The 14,927-nt window shown below is 71.2% G+C and carries 14 protein-coding genes and 1 pseudogene; 7 read left to right on the top strand and 8 right to left on the bottom strand.

Features of this window, described 5'->3' with window-relative positions:
* Positions 1-23 precede the first annotated feature (23 nt).
* Together ABIE45_RS14675 and ABIE45_RS14670 are read left to right on the top strand one after the other, a co-directional pair.
* Positions 24-1,322: a GNAT family N-acetyltransferase gene (locus ABIE45_RS14675; protein WP_192708552.1), complete on the top strand. Its 1,299-nt coding sequence runs from the start codon at positions 24-26 to the stop codon at positions 1,320-1,322.
* Positions 1,319-2,480, top strand: a pseudogene (locus tag ABIE45_RS14670) (M20 aminoacylase family protein). Before ABIE45_RS14675 ends, ABIE45_RS14670 begins: the two are co-directional and overlap by 4 nt.
* Positions 2,481-2,507: 27 nt before the next feature.
* Here ABIE45_RS14670 and ABIE45_RS14665 read toward each other — a convergent pair.
* The 3 genes from ABIE45_RS14665 to modC all read right to left on the bottom strand — a co-directional run bounded on the left by ABIE45_RS14665 (position 2,508) and on the right by modC (position 4,950).
* A complete protein-coding gene (locus ABIE45_RS14665) occupies positions 2,508-3,056 on the bottom strand; it encodes a TetR/AcrR family transcriptional regulator (protein ID WP_192708550.1) in 549 nt (182 codons plus the stop codon).
* A 5-nt stretch (positions 3,057-3,061) separates the two neighbouring features.
* Positions 3,062-3,529, bottom strand: coding sequence for a DUF1348 family protein (locus tag ABIE45_RS14660; RefSeq protein ID WP_209578372.1), 468 nt, complete (start codon positions 3,527-3,529; stop codon positions 3,062-3,064).
* A gap of 317 nt (positions 3,530-3,846) precedes the next feature.
* Positions 3,847-4,950 carry a molybdenum ABC transporter ATP-binding protein gene (gene modC / locus ABIE45_RS14655; protein ID WP_192708548.1) on the bottom strand — a complete coding sequence of 368 codons (1,104 nt, stop codon included), beginning with the start codon at positions 4,948-4,950 and terminating at the stop codon, positions 3,847-3,849.
* 62 nt (positions 4,951-5,012) lie between these two features.
* Between modC and ABIE45_RS14650 the strand changes: the two genes are divergently transcribed.
* Positions 5,013-5,669, top strand: coding sequence for a glutathione S-transferase (locus tag ABIE45_RS14650; protein ID WP_192708547.1), 657 nt, complete (start codon positions 5,013-5,015; stop codon positions 5,667-5,669).
* Positions 5,670-5,943: 274 nt separating this feature from the next.
* On the opposite strand, the gene modB is transcribed toward ABIE45_RS14650, so the two are convergent.
* From modB to ABIE45_RS14635, 3 genes are all read right to left on the bottom strand, one after another.
* Positions 5,944-6,636, bottom strand: a complete 693-nt coding sequence (modB, locus tag ABIE45_RS14645; RefSeq protein ID WP_192708546.1) for a molybdate ABC transporter permease subunit — start codon at positions 6,634-6,636, stop codon at positions 5,944-5,946.
* A gap of 15 nt (positions 6,637-6,651) precedes the next feature.
* The gene (gene modA, locus ABIE45_RS14640) at positions 6,652-7,467 is read right to left on the bottom strand and encodes a molybdate ABC transporter substrate-binding protein (protein WP_192708545.1); all 816 of its coding nucleotides are present in this window, start codon (positions 7,465-7,467) and stop codon (positions 6,652-6,654) included.
* Positions 7,468-7,950: 483 nt separating this feature from the next.
* Entirely contained in the window at positions 7,951-8,094 is a 144-nt protein-coding gene (locus ABIE45_RS14635) for a hypothetical protein (protein ID WP_192708544.1), read from the bottom strand.
* Between the two features lie 274 nt (positions 8,095-8,368).
* Here ABIE45_RS14635 and ABIE45_RS14630 point away from each other — a divergent pair, with 274 nt between their 5' ends.
* Positions 8,369-9,289, top strand: a complete 921-nt coding sequence (locus ABIE45_RS14630) for a 50S ribosomal protein L11 methyltransferase (protein WP_192708543.1) — start codon at positions 8,369-8,371, stop codon at positions 9,287-9,289.
* A gap of 30 nt (positions 9,290-9,319) precedes the next feature.
* Entirely contained in the window at positions 9,320-9,508 is a 189-nt protein-coding gene (gene rmf / locus ABIE45_RS14625) for a ribosome modulation factor (RefSeq protein WP_192708542.1), read from the top strand.
* 20 nt (positions 9,509-9,528) lie between these two features.
* Here the strand turns inward: rmf and ABIE45_RS14620 are convergent, their stop codons facing one another.
* Positions 9,529-9,735 (bottom strand): hypothetical protein, encoded by a 207-nt coding sequence (locus tag ABIE45_RS14620; protein ID WP_373622352.1) that lies wholly within the window; start codon positions 9,733-9,735, stop codon positions 9,529-9,531.
* A gap of 188 nt (positions 9,736-9,923) precedes the next feature.
* Between ABIE45_RS14620 and ABIE45_RS14615 the strand changes: the two genes are divergently transcribed.
* Both ABIE45_RS14615 and ABIE45_RS14610 read left to right on the top strand, forming a co-directional pair.
* Positions 9,924-11,762, top strand: coding sequence for an aminopeptidase P family protein (locus tag ABIE45_RS14615; RefSeq protein ID WP_192708541.1), 1,839 nt, complete (start codon positions 9,924-9,926; stop codon positions 11,760-11,762).
* A 120-nt stretch (positions 11,763-11,882) separates the two neighbouring features.
* On the top strand, positions 11,883-14,051 hold the full coding sequence (locus ABIE45_RS14610) for a protein-disulfide reductase DsbD domain-containing protein (protein WP_192708540.1): 2,169 nt from the start codon (positions 11,883-11,885) through the stop codon (positions 14,049-14,051).
* A 180-nt stretch (positions 14,052-14,231) separates the two neighbouring features.
* Here ABIE45_RS14610 and phoB read toward each other — a convergent pair whose 3' ends face one another.
* Positions 14,232-14,927 (bottom strand): phosphate regulon transcriptional regulator PhoB, encoded by a 696-nt coding sequence (gene phoB / locus ABIE45_RS14605; RefSeq protein WP_192708787.1) that lies wholly within the window; start codon positions 14,925-14,927, stop codon positions 14,232-14,234.

Here is a 14,927-nt window from a genome sequence, read left to right as displayed (position 1 = left end):
CGACAGCGGCTAGACTCACGCCCATGAAGCAAGCACCCGGGCCGATGCCGGAGACCCCCACGCTCACCGTGCGGGCGCTGCCCGGATTGAAGGACATCGGCGCGGCGGAATGGGATGCCTGCGCCTTCTCCCCCGAGACCCTGGCGGCCGGCGACGAGACGCATAACCCTTTCGTGTCGCACGCTTTCCTGTCGGCGCTGGAGGATTCGGGCTGCGTCTCCCGCAGGACCGGCTGGCTGCCGCTCCACGTCTCCGTGGAGCGCGACGGCGCGCGCCTGGGCGTGGTGCCCTGCTATTTGAAGACGCACAGCCAGGGCGAGTACGTGTTCGACCACGGCTGGGCCGATGCCTACGAGCGGGCCGGCGGCGAATACTACCCCAAGCTCCAGGTGAGCGTGCCGTTCACCCCCGTGACCGGCCCGCGCTTCCTGATCGCCCCGGGCGCCGATCCCGATGAGGCCACCGCCGGCCTCGTCGCGGGGCTGCGGGCCTTGCGGGCCGAGACCAAGGCCTCCTCGATCCACGTCACCTTCATGCGCGAGGCCGAATGGGACCGGGCCGGCGCAGCGGGCTTCCTGCAGCGCACCGACCAGCAGTTCCACTGGCAGAACGACGGCTACGCGCGCTTCGACGACTTCCTCGCCGCCCTGGCCTCGCGCAAGCGCAAGACCATCCGCAAGGAGCGCCGCGACGCGCTCGCACCCGGGATCTCCGTGGAGCACCTGACCGGCGCGGACATCACCGAGGCGCACTGGGACGCGTTCTACGCCTTCTACACGGACACGGGCTCCCGCAAGTGGGGGCGGCCCTACCTCAACCGCCGGTTCTTCTCGCTCCTGTCGGAGCGGATGGCCGACCGCGTGCTGCTGGTGATGGCCAAGCGCAACGATGCCTACATCGCCGGCGCGATCAACCTAATTGGCGACACGGCGCTCTACGGGCGCAACTGGGGCTGCATCGAGGATCACCCCTTCCTGCACTTCGAGGTCTGCTACTATCAGGCGATCGATTTTGCGATTGCCCGCGGCCTGAAGCGCGTCGAGGCGGGCGCCCAGGGCGAGCATAAGCTCGCCCGCGGCTACCGGCCAGTCCTGATGCACTCGGCCCACGACATCGCCGACCCGGCCCTCCGCCGCGCGGTGGCCGATTACTTGCAGCGGGAGCGCGCCCACGTCGCCGAGGCGGTGGACGTCCTCGACACGCTGACGCCGTTCCGGCGTACGGATGAGGGCGGCGCCTGCGACGGAGCGGCGCGTCCCGAGGCCTCGCCTTCGAAGACCGTCCCTTCCGAGACATCACCCCCCGAGAGTTCCGAGACATGAGCCCGATCGACCACATCAAGTCCTATGCCGACGAGCTGACTGCCCTGCGCCGCGATCTGCACGCCCATCCGGAGCTCGGCTTTGAGGAGGTGCGCACCGCCGGCATCGTGGCCGATCTCCTCGAGAAATTCGGCTGCGAGGTGCATCGCGGCGTCGGCGGCACCGGGGTGGTGGGCCTGCTCAAGGGCCGTACCGACAACGGGAAGCGCATCGGCCTGCGCGCCGACATGGACGCCCTGCCCATCGAGGAGGAGACCAACCTCCCCTACCGCTCGACCTATGCCGGCAAGATGCACGCCTGCGGCCATGATGGGCACACCACGATGCTGGTCGGCGCGGCCCGCTACCTCGCCGAGACCCGCGACTTCGACGGCACCGCGGTGTTCGTGTTCCAGCCGGCCGAGGAAGGCCGCGGCGGCGCCCGGGCCATGCTGAAGGACGGGCTGTTCGAGCGCTTCCCCTGCGACGAGATCTACGGGCTGCACAACCAGCCCGGCGGCGGCCACGGCATGAATCAAGCTGCGGCCCGGGCCGATCATGGCGGCGGCCGACTTCTTCGACATCCATATCCGCGGCAAGGGCATCCACGCGGCCCAGCCGCATCGCGGCGTCGACCCGATCATCATCGCCACCGGGCTCGCCCAGGCGCTCCAGTCGATCGTCTCCCGCAACGCCGACCCGCTGAAGTCGATCGTGCTGTCGATCACCCGGATCGAGGCGGGCTCCGCCTACAACGTGATTCCGGAGACGGCGCATCTCGCCGGCACCATCCGCACCTTCGACAAGGAGATCCGGGCGCTCGCCGGCACCCGCATGCGCGAGCTGGCGGCCGGCTTCGCCGCGGCCTACGGCGCCGAGGTCACGGTCGACCTGCAGGACGTGTTCTCCGTCTTGGAGAACGCCCCCGAGCAGGCTGCGGCAGCCACGGAGGTCGCCACCGAGCTGTTGGGGGCCGACAAGGTCGAGGCGAACGTCGTGCCCAAGATGGGCAGCGAGGATTTCGCCGACATGACCATGGCGGTGCCGGGTGCCTATGTCTGGCTCGGCGCGAATCCCGGCCCGGGCCTGCACAATGCCGGCTACAACTTCGACGACTCGATCATCCCGATCGGCAGCGCCTTCCTGGCGCGGATGGTCGAGCGCCGCACGGCCGCCTGAATAGCGGGCGCAGGGTCGCCGCGGCGCTCAGATCGCGGCGACCCTGGCCCTCAGGGCGGTCATCGCTCGGGTGAAGAGCGCGGGCTCGCCGAGGGCCCGCGTCAGGACGATCGCGCCCTGGATCTGGGCCACGACCTCCTCCGCCAGAGCGACGCTCGCCGCGTCGTCCCGGCCCGATCGCTTCAGGGCATCGGCCAGCGCCGCCACCCAGCGCGCGAAGTAGCTTTGCACCGCCTCGGCGAAGCGCTCGCGCTCCGAGCCGAGCGCCACGACACCCACGAGGCAGACCCGCCGGCCGGAGCGGAAATATGCCTCGACGGCGTCGAACATGGCCGACACCGCCTCGGCCGGCGGGTCTGCCTCGCGAAGCGGCGCGTACAGGTTGGCCTCGAACCACGCGTCGATCTCGGCCAGCACGCAGGCCGCCATCTCGGCTTTCCCGCCGGGGAAGAGGTTGTACAGGCTCCCCTTGCCCAGCCCGGTTGCCTGGCTGATCAGCGCCAGGCTGGCGCCCTCATAGCCGTGCTCGCGAAACACCTCCGCCAGCACGGGGAGCAGCCCGGCCCGGCCGGTCACAGCCGTCAGAGGCCGAGATCGCTGAGGCCCGGATGGTCGTCGGGGCGGCGGCCCAGCGGCCAGTGGAACTTCCGTTCGGACTCTTTGATCGACAGGTCGTTGATGCTGGCGATACGCCGGCGCATCAGGCCGTGCGCGTCGAACTCCCAGTTCTCATTGCCGTAGGACCGGAACCAGTGTCCCTCCGCGTCGTGCCACTCATAGGCGAAGCGCACGGCGATGCGGTCGCCCCCGAAGGTCCAGAGCTCCTTGATCAGCCGATAATCGAGTTCCTTCGCCCACTTGCGCTGGAGGAACGCCACGATGGCCTCGCGGCCTGTGAGGAACTCGCTGCGGTTCCGCCAGACGCTGTCCGGCGTGTAGGCGAGCGACACGCGCTCCGGGTCGCGCCCGTTCCAGGCGTCCTCGGCCATACGGGCCTTCTGGGCCGCGGTCTCGGCGGTATAGGGCGGAAATGGGGGGCGGTCCGACATCGTGCTCATCCCTGCGCATGTTTGTACCGATCGGTACAAACATGCTCCGATTCGACTGCGCGCGTCAAATTGTTCGCCCTGTCGGGTGGTGTGGTGCCGTGCGTGTCGACAGGCCGGCGGAACGGTGCGACTCTCGCCCTGTCGTGCCGCAGACCAACGCGCGCCGGGACCGGAGGGGAGCCATGTCGCCGGAAATACGGGAGTCGCGCGCCGCTCTCATCCTGCTGGCGGCCTCGGTCGGTGCGGTCCTGCTCTTCGGTGCTTTCACGCTGCTGACGCAGCTCGGCTAGACCGGGAGCGGTCGGCGCGGCTTGTGTTCAGATCGCGACGGGGGGCTTCAGCGTGCCGATCCCCACGGGATCGAAGGCCGCGCTCTTGATGATCGCGTAGACGGGGCTGTCCGGCACGAGGCCGAGTTCACGGACGGCCGCCGCGGTGAGGCGCGCGGCGAGCGGCACCCCGTTGCAGTCGATCTCCACCAGGATCTCCGTGCCGGACGGCGTCAGCGCGCTGACACGGCCCGTGAGGATGTTGCGCGCGCTGAGGCCCCGGGGACGCTCGGTGGCGACCAGCACGTCCCGGGCGGGGATGCGCACCCGCAGGCGCGCCCCCGGCGCGCGCGCCGGTCCCGGCACCAGCAGCTGGCCCGCGGCTCCGGTCAGGCGCGTCAGGCCGGTCTCCGGATCCCGGTCCGCCACGACCATGTCGAGCAGGGCGCCGGCCTCGGCCTCGTGGATCGGCACGAGGTCGGCGCGGCGCAGGATCGCCTCCGCGGGGCCGGTGGCGGCCACGCGCCCCGCCTCCAGCACGACCACCGTGGTGGCGAGCCGCGCCACCTCCGAGACGGCGTGGCTGACATAGACGATCGGCACCCCAGCCTCGTCGCGCAGGCGCTCGATATAGGGCAGGATCTCGGCCTTGCGGGCCTCGTCCAGCGCCGCCAGCGGCTCGTCCATCAGCAGGAGGCGGGGCCGGGCAAGCAGCGCCCGGCCGATCGCGACCCGCTGCCGCTCGCCCCCCGAGAGCCCCGCCGGCCGTCGGTCGAGCAGATGGCCGATACCGAGCATCTCGGTCACCGACGCGAAGGCCGCCGGATCAGGCCGGTGCCGCGCGAAGACGCGACCGTAGCCGAGATTGGTCCGCACGCTCAGATGCGGGAACAGCCGCGCATCCTGGAACACGACGCCCACGCGGCGCCGATGCGGCGGCAGGAACAATCCGGCGGCGGTATCGACCAGCGCGGCGCCGTCGACCGCGATCCGGCCCCGGTCTGGCCGGGCGAGCCCGGCGATCAGGTCGATCAGCGTCGTCTTTCCCGAACCCGAGCGCCCGAACAGGGCGGTGAGACCCGGCCCGGCCGCGAAGGTGGTTTCGAGGGCGAAGGCCCCGCGCCGAAGCTGGACGTCGACTTGGATGCTCACGCGGTGCGACTCGCGTAACAGGGGGCGCGGCGCGCTCCGGCGCCGGTTCGGACGCGCGCGCCATGATCACGGTCCACCATCTCGAGAACAGCCGCTCGCAGCGCGTGCTCTGGCTCCTGGAGGAACTCGGCCTGCCCTACCGGGTGCGTCGCTACGCCCGCGACCCGCGGACCCTGCGCGCCCCGCCGGAGCTCGTCGCCGTCCACCCGCTGGGCAAGTCGCCGGTGATCACGGAGGACGGGACGGTGGTCGCCGAGACAGGGGCGATCGTGACGTATCTCACCGGCAAGGCCGGCGGCGCGCTGGTACCCGTCCCGGGGACGGAGGCGCATGCGCGCTACGTCTACTGGCTGCATTACGCCGAAGGGTCGGCGATGCCGCCGCTTCTGCTCAAGCTGATCTTCTCCCGCTTGGCCCCCAGCAGTCCGTGGCTGCTGCGTCCCCTTGTGAGCCGGATCGCCGGGCGCGTGCTCAAGAGTTTCGTCGATCCGGATCTGCGCCGGCATGCGGCCTACTGGGAGACGGAGCTCACCGGCCGTCCCTATTTCTGCGGCACGGAATTCACCGCCGCCGACATCATGATGAGCTTCCCGCTGGAGGCCTTCGCGGCGCGCGGCACGGGGGCCGGGCCGCAGGTCGAGGCATGGCTCGCGCGCATCCACGCCCGCCCGGCCTATCAGCGCGCGCTGCAGGCGGGCGGTCCCTACGCATATGCCTGAAGCCGTGGCGGCTAGCGCGATCACCGCGTGTCCGATCGTCAATCCGGGACGCCGCCGGTGAGACCGGAATCCTGGTGCGCGGCCGGTGCTCAGCCTTGGCGCGTCGGCGGATCTGGATCCCGGGCTCCGCGCCGCGGCCCCGGAATGACGGAGGTCTGCGCCTGCCGGGCCAACGATCGCCTGAAGGACGGCATTGCGGACTTCCTGCCTTCCAGACGTACGCTGAATGGTGCGCGATCGCGCCTTCGACGGGGAGCGGATCGATGCCGTCATCTCAGCCCGCTCCCACTCGCCGAGCTACCCGGGCCGCCAGGAACTCGGACACGAGCAGCGCCGTCACCGACAGGGCGATCGAGATCAGGGTGAGGCGCAGGGCCGGCCCCTCACCGCCGGGAACCTGCGTCAGCGTGTAGATGGCCGACGGCAGCGTCTGGGTCTCGCCCGGGATGTTGGACACGAAGGTGATGGTCGCGCCGAATTCGCCCATCGCCTTGGCGAAGGCCAGCACGGCCCCCGCGATGCAGCCGGGCAGGCTCAGCGGCACGGTCACGGTCAGGAACACCGCGAGCGGGCTCGCGCCCAGGGTTGCCGCCGCCTGCTCCAGCCGCCGGTCCACTGCCTCGATCGACAGCCGCATGGCCCGCACCATGAGGGGAAATCCCATGATCGCGCAGGCCAGCGCCGCCCCGGTCCAGCGAAACGAGAAGACGAGGCCGATCTCGGCGAGCGCGCTGCCGAACAGGCCACGTCGGCCGAAGGTCAGCAGCAGCAGGTAGCCGGTGACTACGGGAGGCAGGATCAGCGGCAGGTGGACCAGCCCGTCGAGGAGCGCCCGTCCGGGAAACCGGCGCCGGGCGAGCAGCCACGCCACGGCGAGGCCCGGACCCAGGCTCGCGAGCGTCGCCACCGCCGCAACCCGCAGGCTCAGGGCGACGGCGGTCCATTCCTCCGGGGTGAAGCCGAGCACGGCGGCGCGGCGACGCTAACGGCCGGCGCTCTGCGCCCCGATGACCGTGAAGCCCTGCCGTTCGAAGGCGCCCCGAGCCCCCGGGCCGCGCAGGTAGGTCAGCAGGGCGGCGGCGTCCGGGTTGTGCGCGTCCTTGAGAAGGGCGGCGGGATAGACAATCGGCGGATGGCAGTCGGAGGGGAAGGTCGCCTCCACGTGGACGCTCGGATCGGCGGCCGCATCCGTGGCGTAGACGATGCCGAGCGGAGCCTCGCCGCGGGCGACGAGCAGCAGGGCGGCGCGCACGTTCTCAGCCTGCGCGACCTGCCCCTTCACCGCATCCCAGGCGCCGAGCTTCTCAAGGGCGGCCTTGCCGTACTTGCCGGCCGGGACGGCATCGATGGTCGCCATGGCGAGCTTCCCGCCGCCGAGCATGTGCGTCAGCGTGGTCCCGAGATCCGGCGCCAGGGCGATCCGCGGGTCCGAACCCGGGTTCCGGCGGCCGGGCGCGATCAGCACCAGCGCGTTGCGCAGGAGATCGAAGCGGGAGTTCGGCTTCAGCAGCCCCGACTTCTCGACGTAATCCATCCAGGCCCGGTCCGCCGAGATGAACAGGTCCGCCGGAGCGCCCGCCTCAATCTGCCTGGCCAGGGCATTCGAGCCCGCATAGGAGATCCGGGCGGTCTTGCCGGTCTCCTTCGTCCAGGCGGCCGACGCCGCGTCCAGCGCGTTCTTCAGGCTCGCAGCGGCGAACACCACGACCGGCTCGCCCGCACGCGCCGGCGGGGCTGTGGGACCGAGCGCCAGCGTGCCGAGGACGAGGGCGGCCACGATCCGTCGGGTCAGGCGCATGCGGTGCGTATCCCTGTCGCAACCCGTTATATCCGGCCGGGTACGACGGTGATCATAGTGAGGCCAGACCGTGCGGCCAAGGGCGGCCGCACAGGCCCGCGGCGGGCTCAGCCGTGCTGGGGCTCGGGACGGTCCTTCGGGGCCGCTTCGGCGCGATGCAGACGGCTGAGAAGAACGAGGAGGTGACCCGGCAGCGGCCCGTCCGGCGCTGGCCCGCCGAAGATCCGCTCGCGCGGCCTGGAAGGCGCGGACGTATCGTTGACGACCACGGGCCCGCGGGGGCCGGAACGCCTGGACTTGGTCACGCTGTACGCACCCTGCTCAATCGTGATTCACGGAAAAAGCCGGCAAAAACGTCGGTCCAGGCAGCGGGTTCCGCACGCCTTCGAAGATCCTATGGTTAACGCGTGAACACAGTGCCGCATTCCTGGGCGTTCGCCGTTCCGAATCGCGACGACACGTCTGGGCTCCCGATGCCCGTCGTCACCAAGTGCGGATGTCGCGCCGCTCGGTCGGCTCGGCCTCCGCCAAGCTGGTCATGTCGGCCGCCACAAGCAACGCCCAGAGTGTCGCCACACCGGTGGTGACCAGCGCGACGGCGACGCTGATGAGGAAAGGCGAGTTCATGGGCGTCGTGTCATCTGGCAAAACTGGCGCGCCGTGTCGCTAAAATCGGCGCGCCTGAGTTGAGGGTCCGGCCTTGGGAGAGCCGAAACTGTTTAAGCACACCGACCGGCTCCGGACACTGATTTAGGTACGCGAACTCACAAGTATTGCCGGCTGTGTCTGGCTGGCCACAAGAGGTCGTGGGTTCCGCGGCGAGCGGCGTTTCGGGCCGCCGTCGGATTTTTTCGCCTCCGCCTCTGGGATGTGGCGCGTCCCGGCGTTACAGCCCAGAACCATGCTCGAAGGCTTGCCGCCCCACCGCCCGTCCCACGTCCTGCGCCTGCTGACCGACGAACGTTCGGCCCGGGCCATGACCGATCTGCTGGGCGAGATGTTCGACCCGACCGAGACCGCGGTGGCGGCCTTCGAGGATGAGGACGGACGCACGTGGCGGCTCGAAGCCTACTTCGCCGACGAACCCGACGAGGATTACGTCCGCGCCCTGATCCGGCCAGTGATCGGCGATGCCGCCGACGCGGCCGAATTCCGCACGATCGCGCAGCAGGATTGGGTCCGCGCCTCGCTGGAAGGGCTGAAGCCCGTCCGCGCCGGGCGCTTCGTCGTCCACGGCTCGCACGATCGCGACACGGTGCGGGCGAACGACCTGCCCATCGAGATCGAGGCGGCCCTGGCCTTCGGCACGGGCCATCACGGGACGACGCTGGGCTGCCTCCGGGCTTTGGTCTCCGAGCTGAAGCGGCGCCGTCCGGCCCATGTCCTGGACGTCGGCACCGGCACCGGCATCCTCGCCTTCGCCGCCGCCAAGGCCTTGCGGCAGCCCGTGGTGGCGGGCGATCTCGATGCCGAGGCGGTGCGCACCGCGCGCGAGAACGCCCGAGCCAACGGCCTCGGCCCCTATCTCAAGCTGTACCAGGGGCCGGGGGTGCGCCATCAGCTTGCGGCCCGGCCGCGGCACTTCGACCTGGTCTTCGCCAACATCCTGGCGCGTCCCCTGCGGCTGCTTGCCCCGACCCTGGCGGGGGTGGTCGCCCCGGAAGGCGTCCTGGTCCTTTCGGGCCTGATCGAGCGCGACGTGTCCGGCGTGCTCTCGGCCTACCGGGCCCAGGGCTTCTCGCTGGTGCGTCGCGGCCTGATCGAGGGCTGGGTCGCCCTCGTCCTGATGCGGGGCGGTGCGGCCCGACGGCCGCGGCGCTGAACCGGAGACCGGTGGCCGCGTTTTCCTGGCATGAGCCAGACGTCGCTCCACCACCCGCCGGCGGATCCGATCACGGAAGGCGCCCGCGCGCGGGCCCAGGGCCGACCGAAGGACGCCTGCCCCTATCCGGCGCATTCGGCGGCGCGCACGGCCTGGCTTGAGGGCTATGACGGCGCGCCGGTCGATCGCGCGCCCGATCTGCCGGTCAGAAACGGCTGATCGGAACCGCGCCGCAGATCCTACTGCCGCGCCGTGCGCAATCGTCCAGCGGATGTCGGCCCCTGCGGTTGCGTATCCGGCTGAGGTGCCGGCTCGATCCCATCCGCTTGCGCCACAGGCGCGCCGAGCGCCGCCATCAGGACGCGCAGGCCTTCGATCCACTCCTCCAGTTCGGCGAGGGATTCGAAGCCGTCGCGGCGGACCACTGTGTCCGGCTCGATCGTCACGATGGCGTCGAAGCGGCCGTCCGCTCTGTCGCTGATCCGATAATAAACACGGCGGGGCATGCCTCAGGAATAAGCCAAATTCGGCTGCGTGATAAGATTGCTCGCGATTTTTAATCCCAAAATTAGGATGTGCCGCTTCGATTGCCGCGCAGTTGCGAGCCGGGTCCGGCGGGCGCTAGGCTCGCTCCATGACCGAATTCGACCCGACCGCACCGCGCCGGCGCTTCCAGACCTTCGATGATCCGAGCCATCGCAAGGGGCCCGAGCGCATCGAGGCCCTGCGCGCCGGCCTGCGGGAGACCGGGCTCGACGGCTTCGTCGTGCCGCGGGGCGACGAGCACCAGTCGGAATATGTCCCCGCCGATGCCGAGCGTCTCGCGTGGCTGACCGGCTTCACCGGCTCGGCCGGCACCGCCGTGATCCTGATGGAATCCGCCGCGCTGGTGGTGGACGGCCGCTACACTTTGCAGGCGCCCGAGCAGGTCGAAACCGGCCTGGTGACGGTCGTGCCTCTCGCCGAAACGACGGCCGAAGGCTGGATCGGCGCCAACCTCAAGCGCGATCAGGTGCTCGGCTACGATCCCTGGCTGCATACGCCGGATGGGCTCGCGCGGCTGGAGCGCGCGGTCACGAAAGCGGGCGGTACGGTGCGGGCCGTGCCGAACCTCGTCGACGTGGTCTGGGCCGGACGGCCGAAGCCGGCCGCCGGGCCGGTGGTCGTCCAGCCGGACGCGCTCGCGGGCGAGACGGCCGCCGACAAGCTCGCCCGGGTGCGCGCGGCCCTCGCGGAGGGCGGCTGCGATGCCCTCGTGATCTCCGACCCGCACAATCTCGCCTGGGCGTTCAACCTGCGCGGCTCCGATGTCGGGCATACGCCGCTCGCGATCGGCTACGCGATCCTGCCGCGCGCGGGCGCGGCGCGGCTGTTTCTGGTCTCGCCGAACGTCGATCCGGCCCTGCGCGCTGCGCTGGCCCCGATCGCCGGGATTCTGTCCCGATCGGACCTCGACGATGGGCTGGCCTCCCTGGCCGGTGTCCGCGTCCGGCTGGACGCCGCGACCGGGGCGGTCGCTCTCAAGGAGAAGATCGAGGCGGCCGGCGGCACCGCCGATGTCGGCAAGGACCCGATCACCGCCATGAAGGCGGTCAAGAACGCCGCCGAGGTGGCGGGCGCGCGCGCCGCCCATATCCGCGACGGGGCAAGCGTCGTGCGCTTCCTGGCCTGGCTCGACGGGGCGGCCGCGTCCGGCGGCGTGACCGAGATCGCCGCGGTCGAGGCGCTGGAGGATTTCCGCGCCGCCGGCGGCGACCTGCGCGATGTCTCGTTCCCGACGATCTCGGGCTCCGGCCCGAACGGGGCGATCGTCCATTATCGGGTCACCCGCGCCAGCGATCGGACGGTCCGGCCCGGCGAGCTGTTCCTGATCGATTCCGGCGCGCAATACCCGGACGGTACCACCGACATCACCCGTACGGTCGCGGTGGGCGAGCCGAGCGCCGAGATGCGCGACCGCTTCACCCGGGTGCTCAAGGGCCATGTCGCCATCGCGCGCGCGGTCTTCCCGACGGGCACGACCGGCGCGCAGATCGACGCCTTCGCCCGGGCGCCGCTCTGGCAGGCGGGGCTCGATTTCGATCACGGCACCGGCCACGGGGTCGGCGCCTTCCTGTCGGTGCATGAGGGTCCGCAGCGCATCGCCAAGACCGGCACGGTGCCGCTGGAGGCCGGCATGATCCTGTCGAACGAGCCCGGCTACTACGCGAGCGGCGCCTATGGCATCCGGATCGAGAACCTCGTGCTGGTGGAGCCCCGTCCGATGTCCGGAGGCGAGCGGCCGATGCTCGGCTTCGAGACCCTGACGCTTGCCCCCTACGACCGGCGGCTGATCGAGCCGGCTCTCCTCGACCCGGGAGAGCGCGCCTGGATCGACGCCTATCATGCGCGGGTCCGCGAGACCCTGGCGCCCTGCCTCGACGCCGAGGCGCGCGCCTGGCTGGAGCGCGCCACTGCGCCGCTCCCGGCCTGACGTCGCGGCCTGCCGCCACAAGCGCCGTCCGTGCTAAGCGGTTCGGACACGGAATAGCCCGCGCCGGGCCGGACATCGCCGCGCGTGAAACCGCGCCGGCCCTGCGCGCGAAGGGACAGCATGATCCGTCGCCTTGCCTTCCTGATCCTGGCTCTGACTGCAAGCCTCTCCGCCGCGGCGGCGCAGGGTCTGCAATCGAGCTTCCGCACGCCGCCCGACCTCGTGCGGTCGAGCCTGGTGGCCGAGCCTGTCGCGGTGGCGGGTGCGCAGCCGTTCACCCTCGCCGTGCGCATGGAGGTGAAGCCCGGCTGGCACGTCTACTGGCGCAATCCGGGCGATTCCGGCCTGCCGCCGGAGGTGACCTGGACCCTGCCGGCGGGGTTCAACGCCGGGGCGATCCGGTGGCCGGCGCCGGAGCGCATCCCGATCGCCACGCTGATGAACTACGGCTACGAGGGCGAGGTCACGCTCCTCGTGCCGGTGACCCCGCCGCCGAGCCTCGACCCGGCCGACCCGGTGCAGATCCGGGCGAAGCTCACCTATCTCGTCTGCGAGACCGAGTGCGTGCCGGGCTCCGCCGACCTTGCGCTGACGCTGCCGGTGGCCGAGCCCCGGCCCGATCCGGACAAGGCCGCGCTGTTCGCCCGCGCCCGGGCCGCCCTGCCCGTCCCGCCGCTCTGGCCGCTGCATCTCGCAAGTCAGGGCGACACGCTGCGACTCGATTTCGCAGCAACCGGCCTCAAGCCGGATGCTGTCCGGAACGCCGCATTCTTCCCCTATTCCGAGACGGCGATCGACAACGCCGCCGCGCAGGTGATGTCGGTCGATGAGACCGGCCTGCACCTCACCCTCGCCCGCAGCAGCCCGACCGAGCCGGCGCCCGCCGCGCTGCCGGGCGTCCTCACCCTCGAGGAGGTCACCGATGCTGGTCCCCGCCGGCTCGCCTTCGCGTATGGCGACGAGCCGGTCTTGCCGACGGCGGCTCCGGCCACGACGCTGGAAGCACCCGCGGCACGGGCGATCGCGCCCGATTTCGACGCGCTGACGCTCGCGACCGCGGCGGCCTTCGCGTTCCTCGGCGGCCTGATCCTCAACCTGATGCCCTGCGTCTTCCCGGTCCTGTCGATCAAGGTTCTCGGCCTGATCCGGCATGCCGGCGAGAGCCCGGGCCGGCTGCGTCTCCACGGCGTGGCCTACACCGCCGGCGTGCTGGCGAGCTTCCTGGGACTCGCGAATCTCCTGATCGCCCTGAAGGGCGGCGGGGCGGCCATCGGCTGGGGCTTTCAGCTGCAATCGCCGATCGTGGTGGCGGGGCTGGCCTATCTGTTGTTCGCGATGGGCCTCAGCCTGTCGGGCGTCGTCCATGTCGGCGGCCGGCTTGCCGGCCTTGGCGACGGCCTCGCCCGGCGCGCGGGCCTGAGCGGCTCATTCTTTACGGGCGTGCTCGCGACGCTCGTGGCCACGCCCTGCACGGCGCCGTTCATGGGCTCGGCAGTGGGCTTCGCACTGACCCAGAGCGCCGGCGTGGCGCTCGCGGTGTTCGCGAGCCTCGGCCTCGGCCTCGCCCTGCCCTTCCTCGCGCTGACCCTCTGGCCGCCGGCCCTGCGGGCGCTGCCGCGGCCCGGCGCCTGGATGGAGGTTCTCAAGCAGATCCTGGCCTTCCCGGTCTACGCAACGGTGGCGTGGCTGGTCTGGGTGCTGGCGCAGCAGGTCGATCCGCGCGGGCTGCTGGCGGCGCTGATCGGGCTGGTTCTGGTCGGCTTCGCCGCCTGGGCCTGGGAGCGCGGACGCGCCGCCGCGCCCCGCACCGGTCGGATCGCCCAGGCCGCCGCAATCCTGGCGATCGTCGCCGTCGCGGCCCTCGCCGTGACCCTCCCGCAGCAGCGCACGCTCCCGTCGGCGCAGGCCGCTGCCGACGGGATCGAGCCGTTCACGCAGGCGCGCCTCGATTCGCTGGTAAGCGCCCGCCGCCCGGTCTTCATCGATATGACGGCGGCGTGGTGCATCGCCTGCGCGGTGAACGAGGCGACCTCGCTCAACACCAAAGCCGTGCGGGCGGCGATGGCCGAGCGCGGCGTGACCTACATGAAGGGCGACTGGACCAACCAGAATCCCGAGATCACCCGCCTGCTGGAGAAGTACGGGCGCAGCGGCGTGCCGCTCTACCTGCTTTATGCCGGGACCGGGGAGCCCCAGGTGCTGCCGCAGATCCTGACCGAGGGAACGGTTCTGGCGGCGCTGGACGCGGTCCCGACCGCGTCCGGCCGGAGCGCGGCGCTGGCCCGCTGAGCCTTTCCGGGGTCCGAGCCCCTAGGGCATCGATGCGCTCGGTCGCAGTCTTCGCGAGCGGAGTGAAGCAATCCAGCAGCGCCACGCCAACCGGCCGCGCGCCGCCCCGGGACACGTCGCTGAACGCGTGACGACGGCGCGCCGGACCGAAGTTCCTTTCGGACAGCCCGTGCGGCCGCCTCACGCCTCCAGCGAGAAGGTCTCGTCGAAGGCGTAGCCCGAGCCGCGGACCGTGCGGATCGGATCGGCCTGGCGCGGGCCGTTCAGCGCCTTGCGCAGGCGCCCGACATGCACGTCCACCGTGCGCTCGTCGATGTAGACGTCGTGGCCCCAGACCCCGTCGAGGAGCTGCTCGCGGGAGAAGACCCGGCCCGGGGCCAGCATCAGGAATTCCAGCAGCCGGAACTCGGTCGGGCCGAGATGCAGCTCCTCGCCGCCGCGGCGGACGCGGTGGCCGGTGCGGTCGAGTTCGAGATCGCCGGCGGCCAGCCGGTCCGAGCTGTGGGCAGGCTTGGCCCGGCGCAGCAGCGCGCGGATCCGGGCCAGCAGCTCCGGCACGGAGAACGGCTTGACGATGTAGTCGTCGGCGCCTGTGCCTAGACCGCGAATCCGGTCGCCCTCCTCGCCGCGGGCGGTGAGCATGATCACCGGCAGCCGCTCGGTCTCCCGGCGCGCCCGGATCCGGCGGCAGAGCTCGATCCCCGAGAGGCCGGGCAGCATCCAGTCGAGCAGGACGAGATCGGGAATCCGCTCGGCCAGGAGCAGCTCCGCATCGTCGCCGCGGGCCGCCGCGTCGACGAGGAAGCCCTCGGCCTCAAGGTTGTAGCGCAGCAGCGTGGTCAGCGCCTCCTCGTCCTCGACGATCAGGACTTGCAT

Origin of the sequence: Methylobacterium sp. OAE515 (assembly GCF_041806315.1) — a bacterium.
GTDB classification, from domain to species: domain Bacteria; phylum Pseudomonadota; class Alphaproteobacteria; order Rhizobiales; family Beijerinckiaceae; genus Methylobacterium; species Methylobacterium tardum.
The sequence above is the reverse complement of the archived record's forward strand: the minus strand, read 5'-3'. Positions and strand labels throughout refer to the sequence as shown.

Coding starts and splice junctions, on each gene's coding strand:
- ABIE45_RS14675 (WP_192708552.1), top strand. CDS start 24: ATGAAGCAAGCACCCGGGCCGATGCCGGAGACCCCCACGCTCACCGTG.
- ABIE45_RS14660 (WP_209578372.1), bottom strand. CDS start 3,529: ATGTCGGACCGCCCCCCATTTCCGCCCTATACCGCCGAGACCGCGGCC.
- ABIE45_RS14650 (WP_192708547.1), top strand. CDS start 5,013: ATGATCACGGTCCACCATCTCGAGAACAGCCGCTCGCAGCGCGTGCTC.
- modA (WP_192708545.1), bottom strand. CDS start 7,467: ATGCGCCTGACCCGACGGATCGTGGCCGCCCTCGTCCTCGGCACGCTG.
- ABIE45_RS14635 (WP_192708544.1), bottom strand. CDS start 8,094: ATGAACTCGCCTTTCCTCATCAGCGTCGCCGTCGCGCTGGTCACCACC.
- ABIE45_RS14630 (WP_192708543.1), top strand. CDS start 8,369: ATGCTCGAAGGCTTGCCGCCCCACCGCCCGTCCCACGTCCTGCGCCTG.
- rmf (WP_192708542.1), top strand. CDS start 9,320: ATGAGCCAGACGTCGCTCCACCACCCGCCGGCGGATCCGATCACGGAA.
- ABIE45_RS14615 (WP_192708541.1), top strand. CDS start 9,924: ATGACCGAATTCGACCCGACCGCACCGCGCCGGCGCTTCCAGACCTTC.
- ABIE45_RS14610 (WP_192708540.1), top strand. CDS start 11,883: ATGATCCGTCGCCTTGCCTTCCTGATCCTGGCTCTGACTGCAAGCCTC.
- phoB (WP_192708787.1), bottom strand. CDS start 14,927: ATGCAAGTCCTGATCGTCGAGGACGAGGAGGCGCTGACCACGCTGCTG.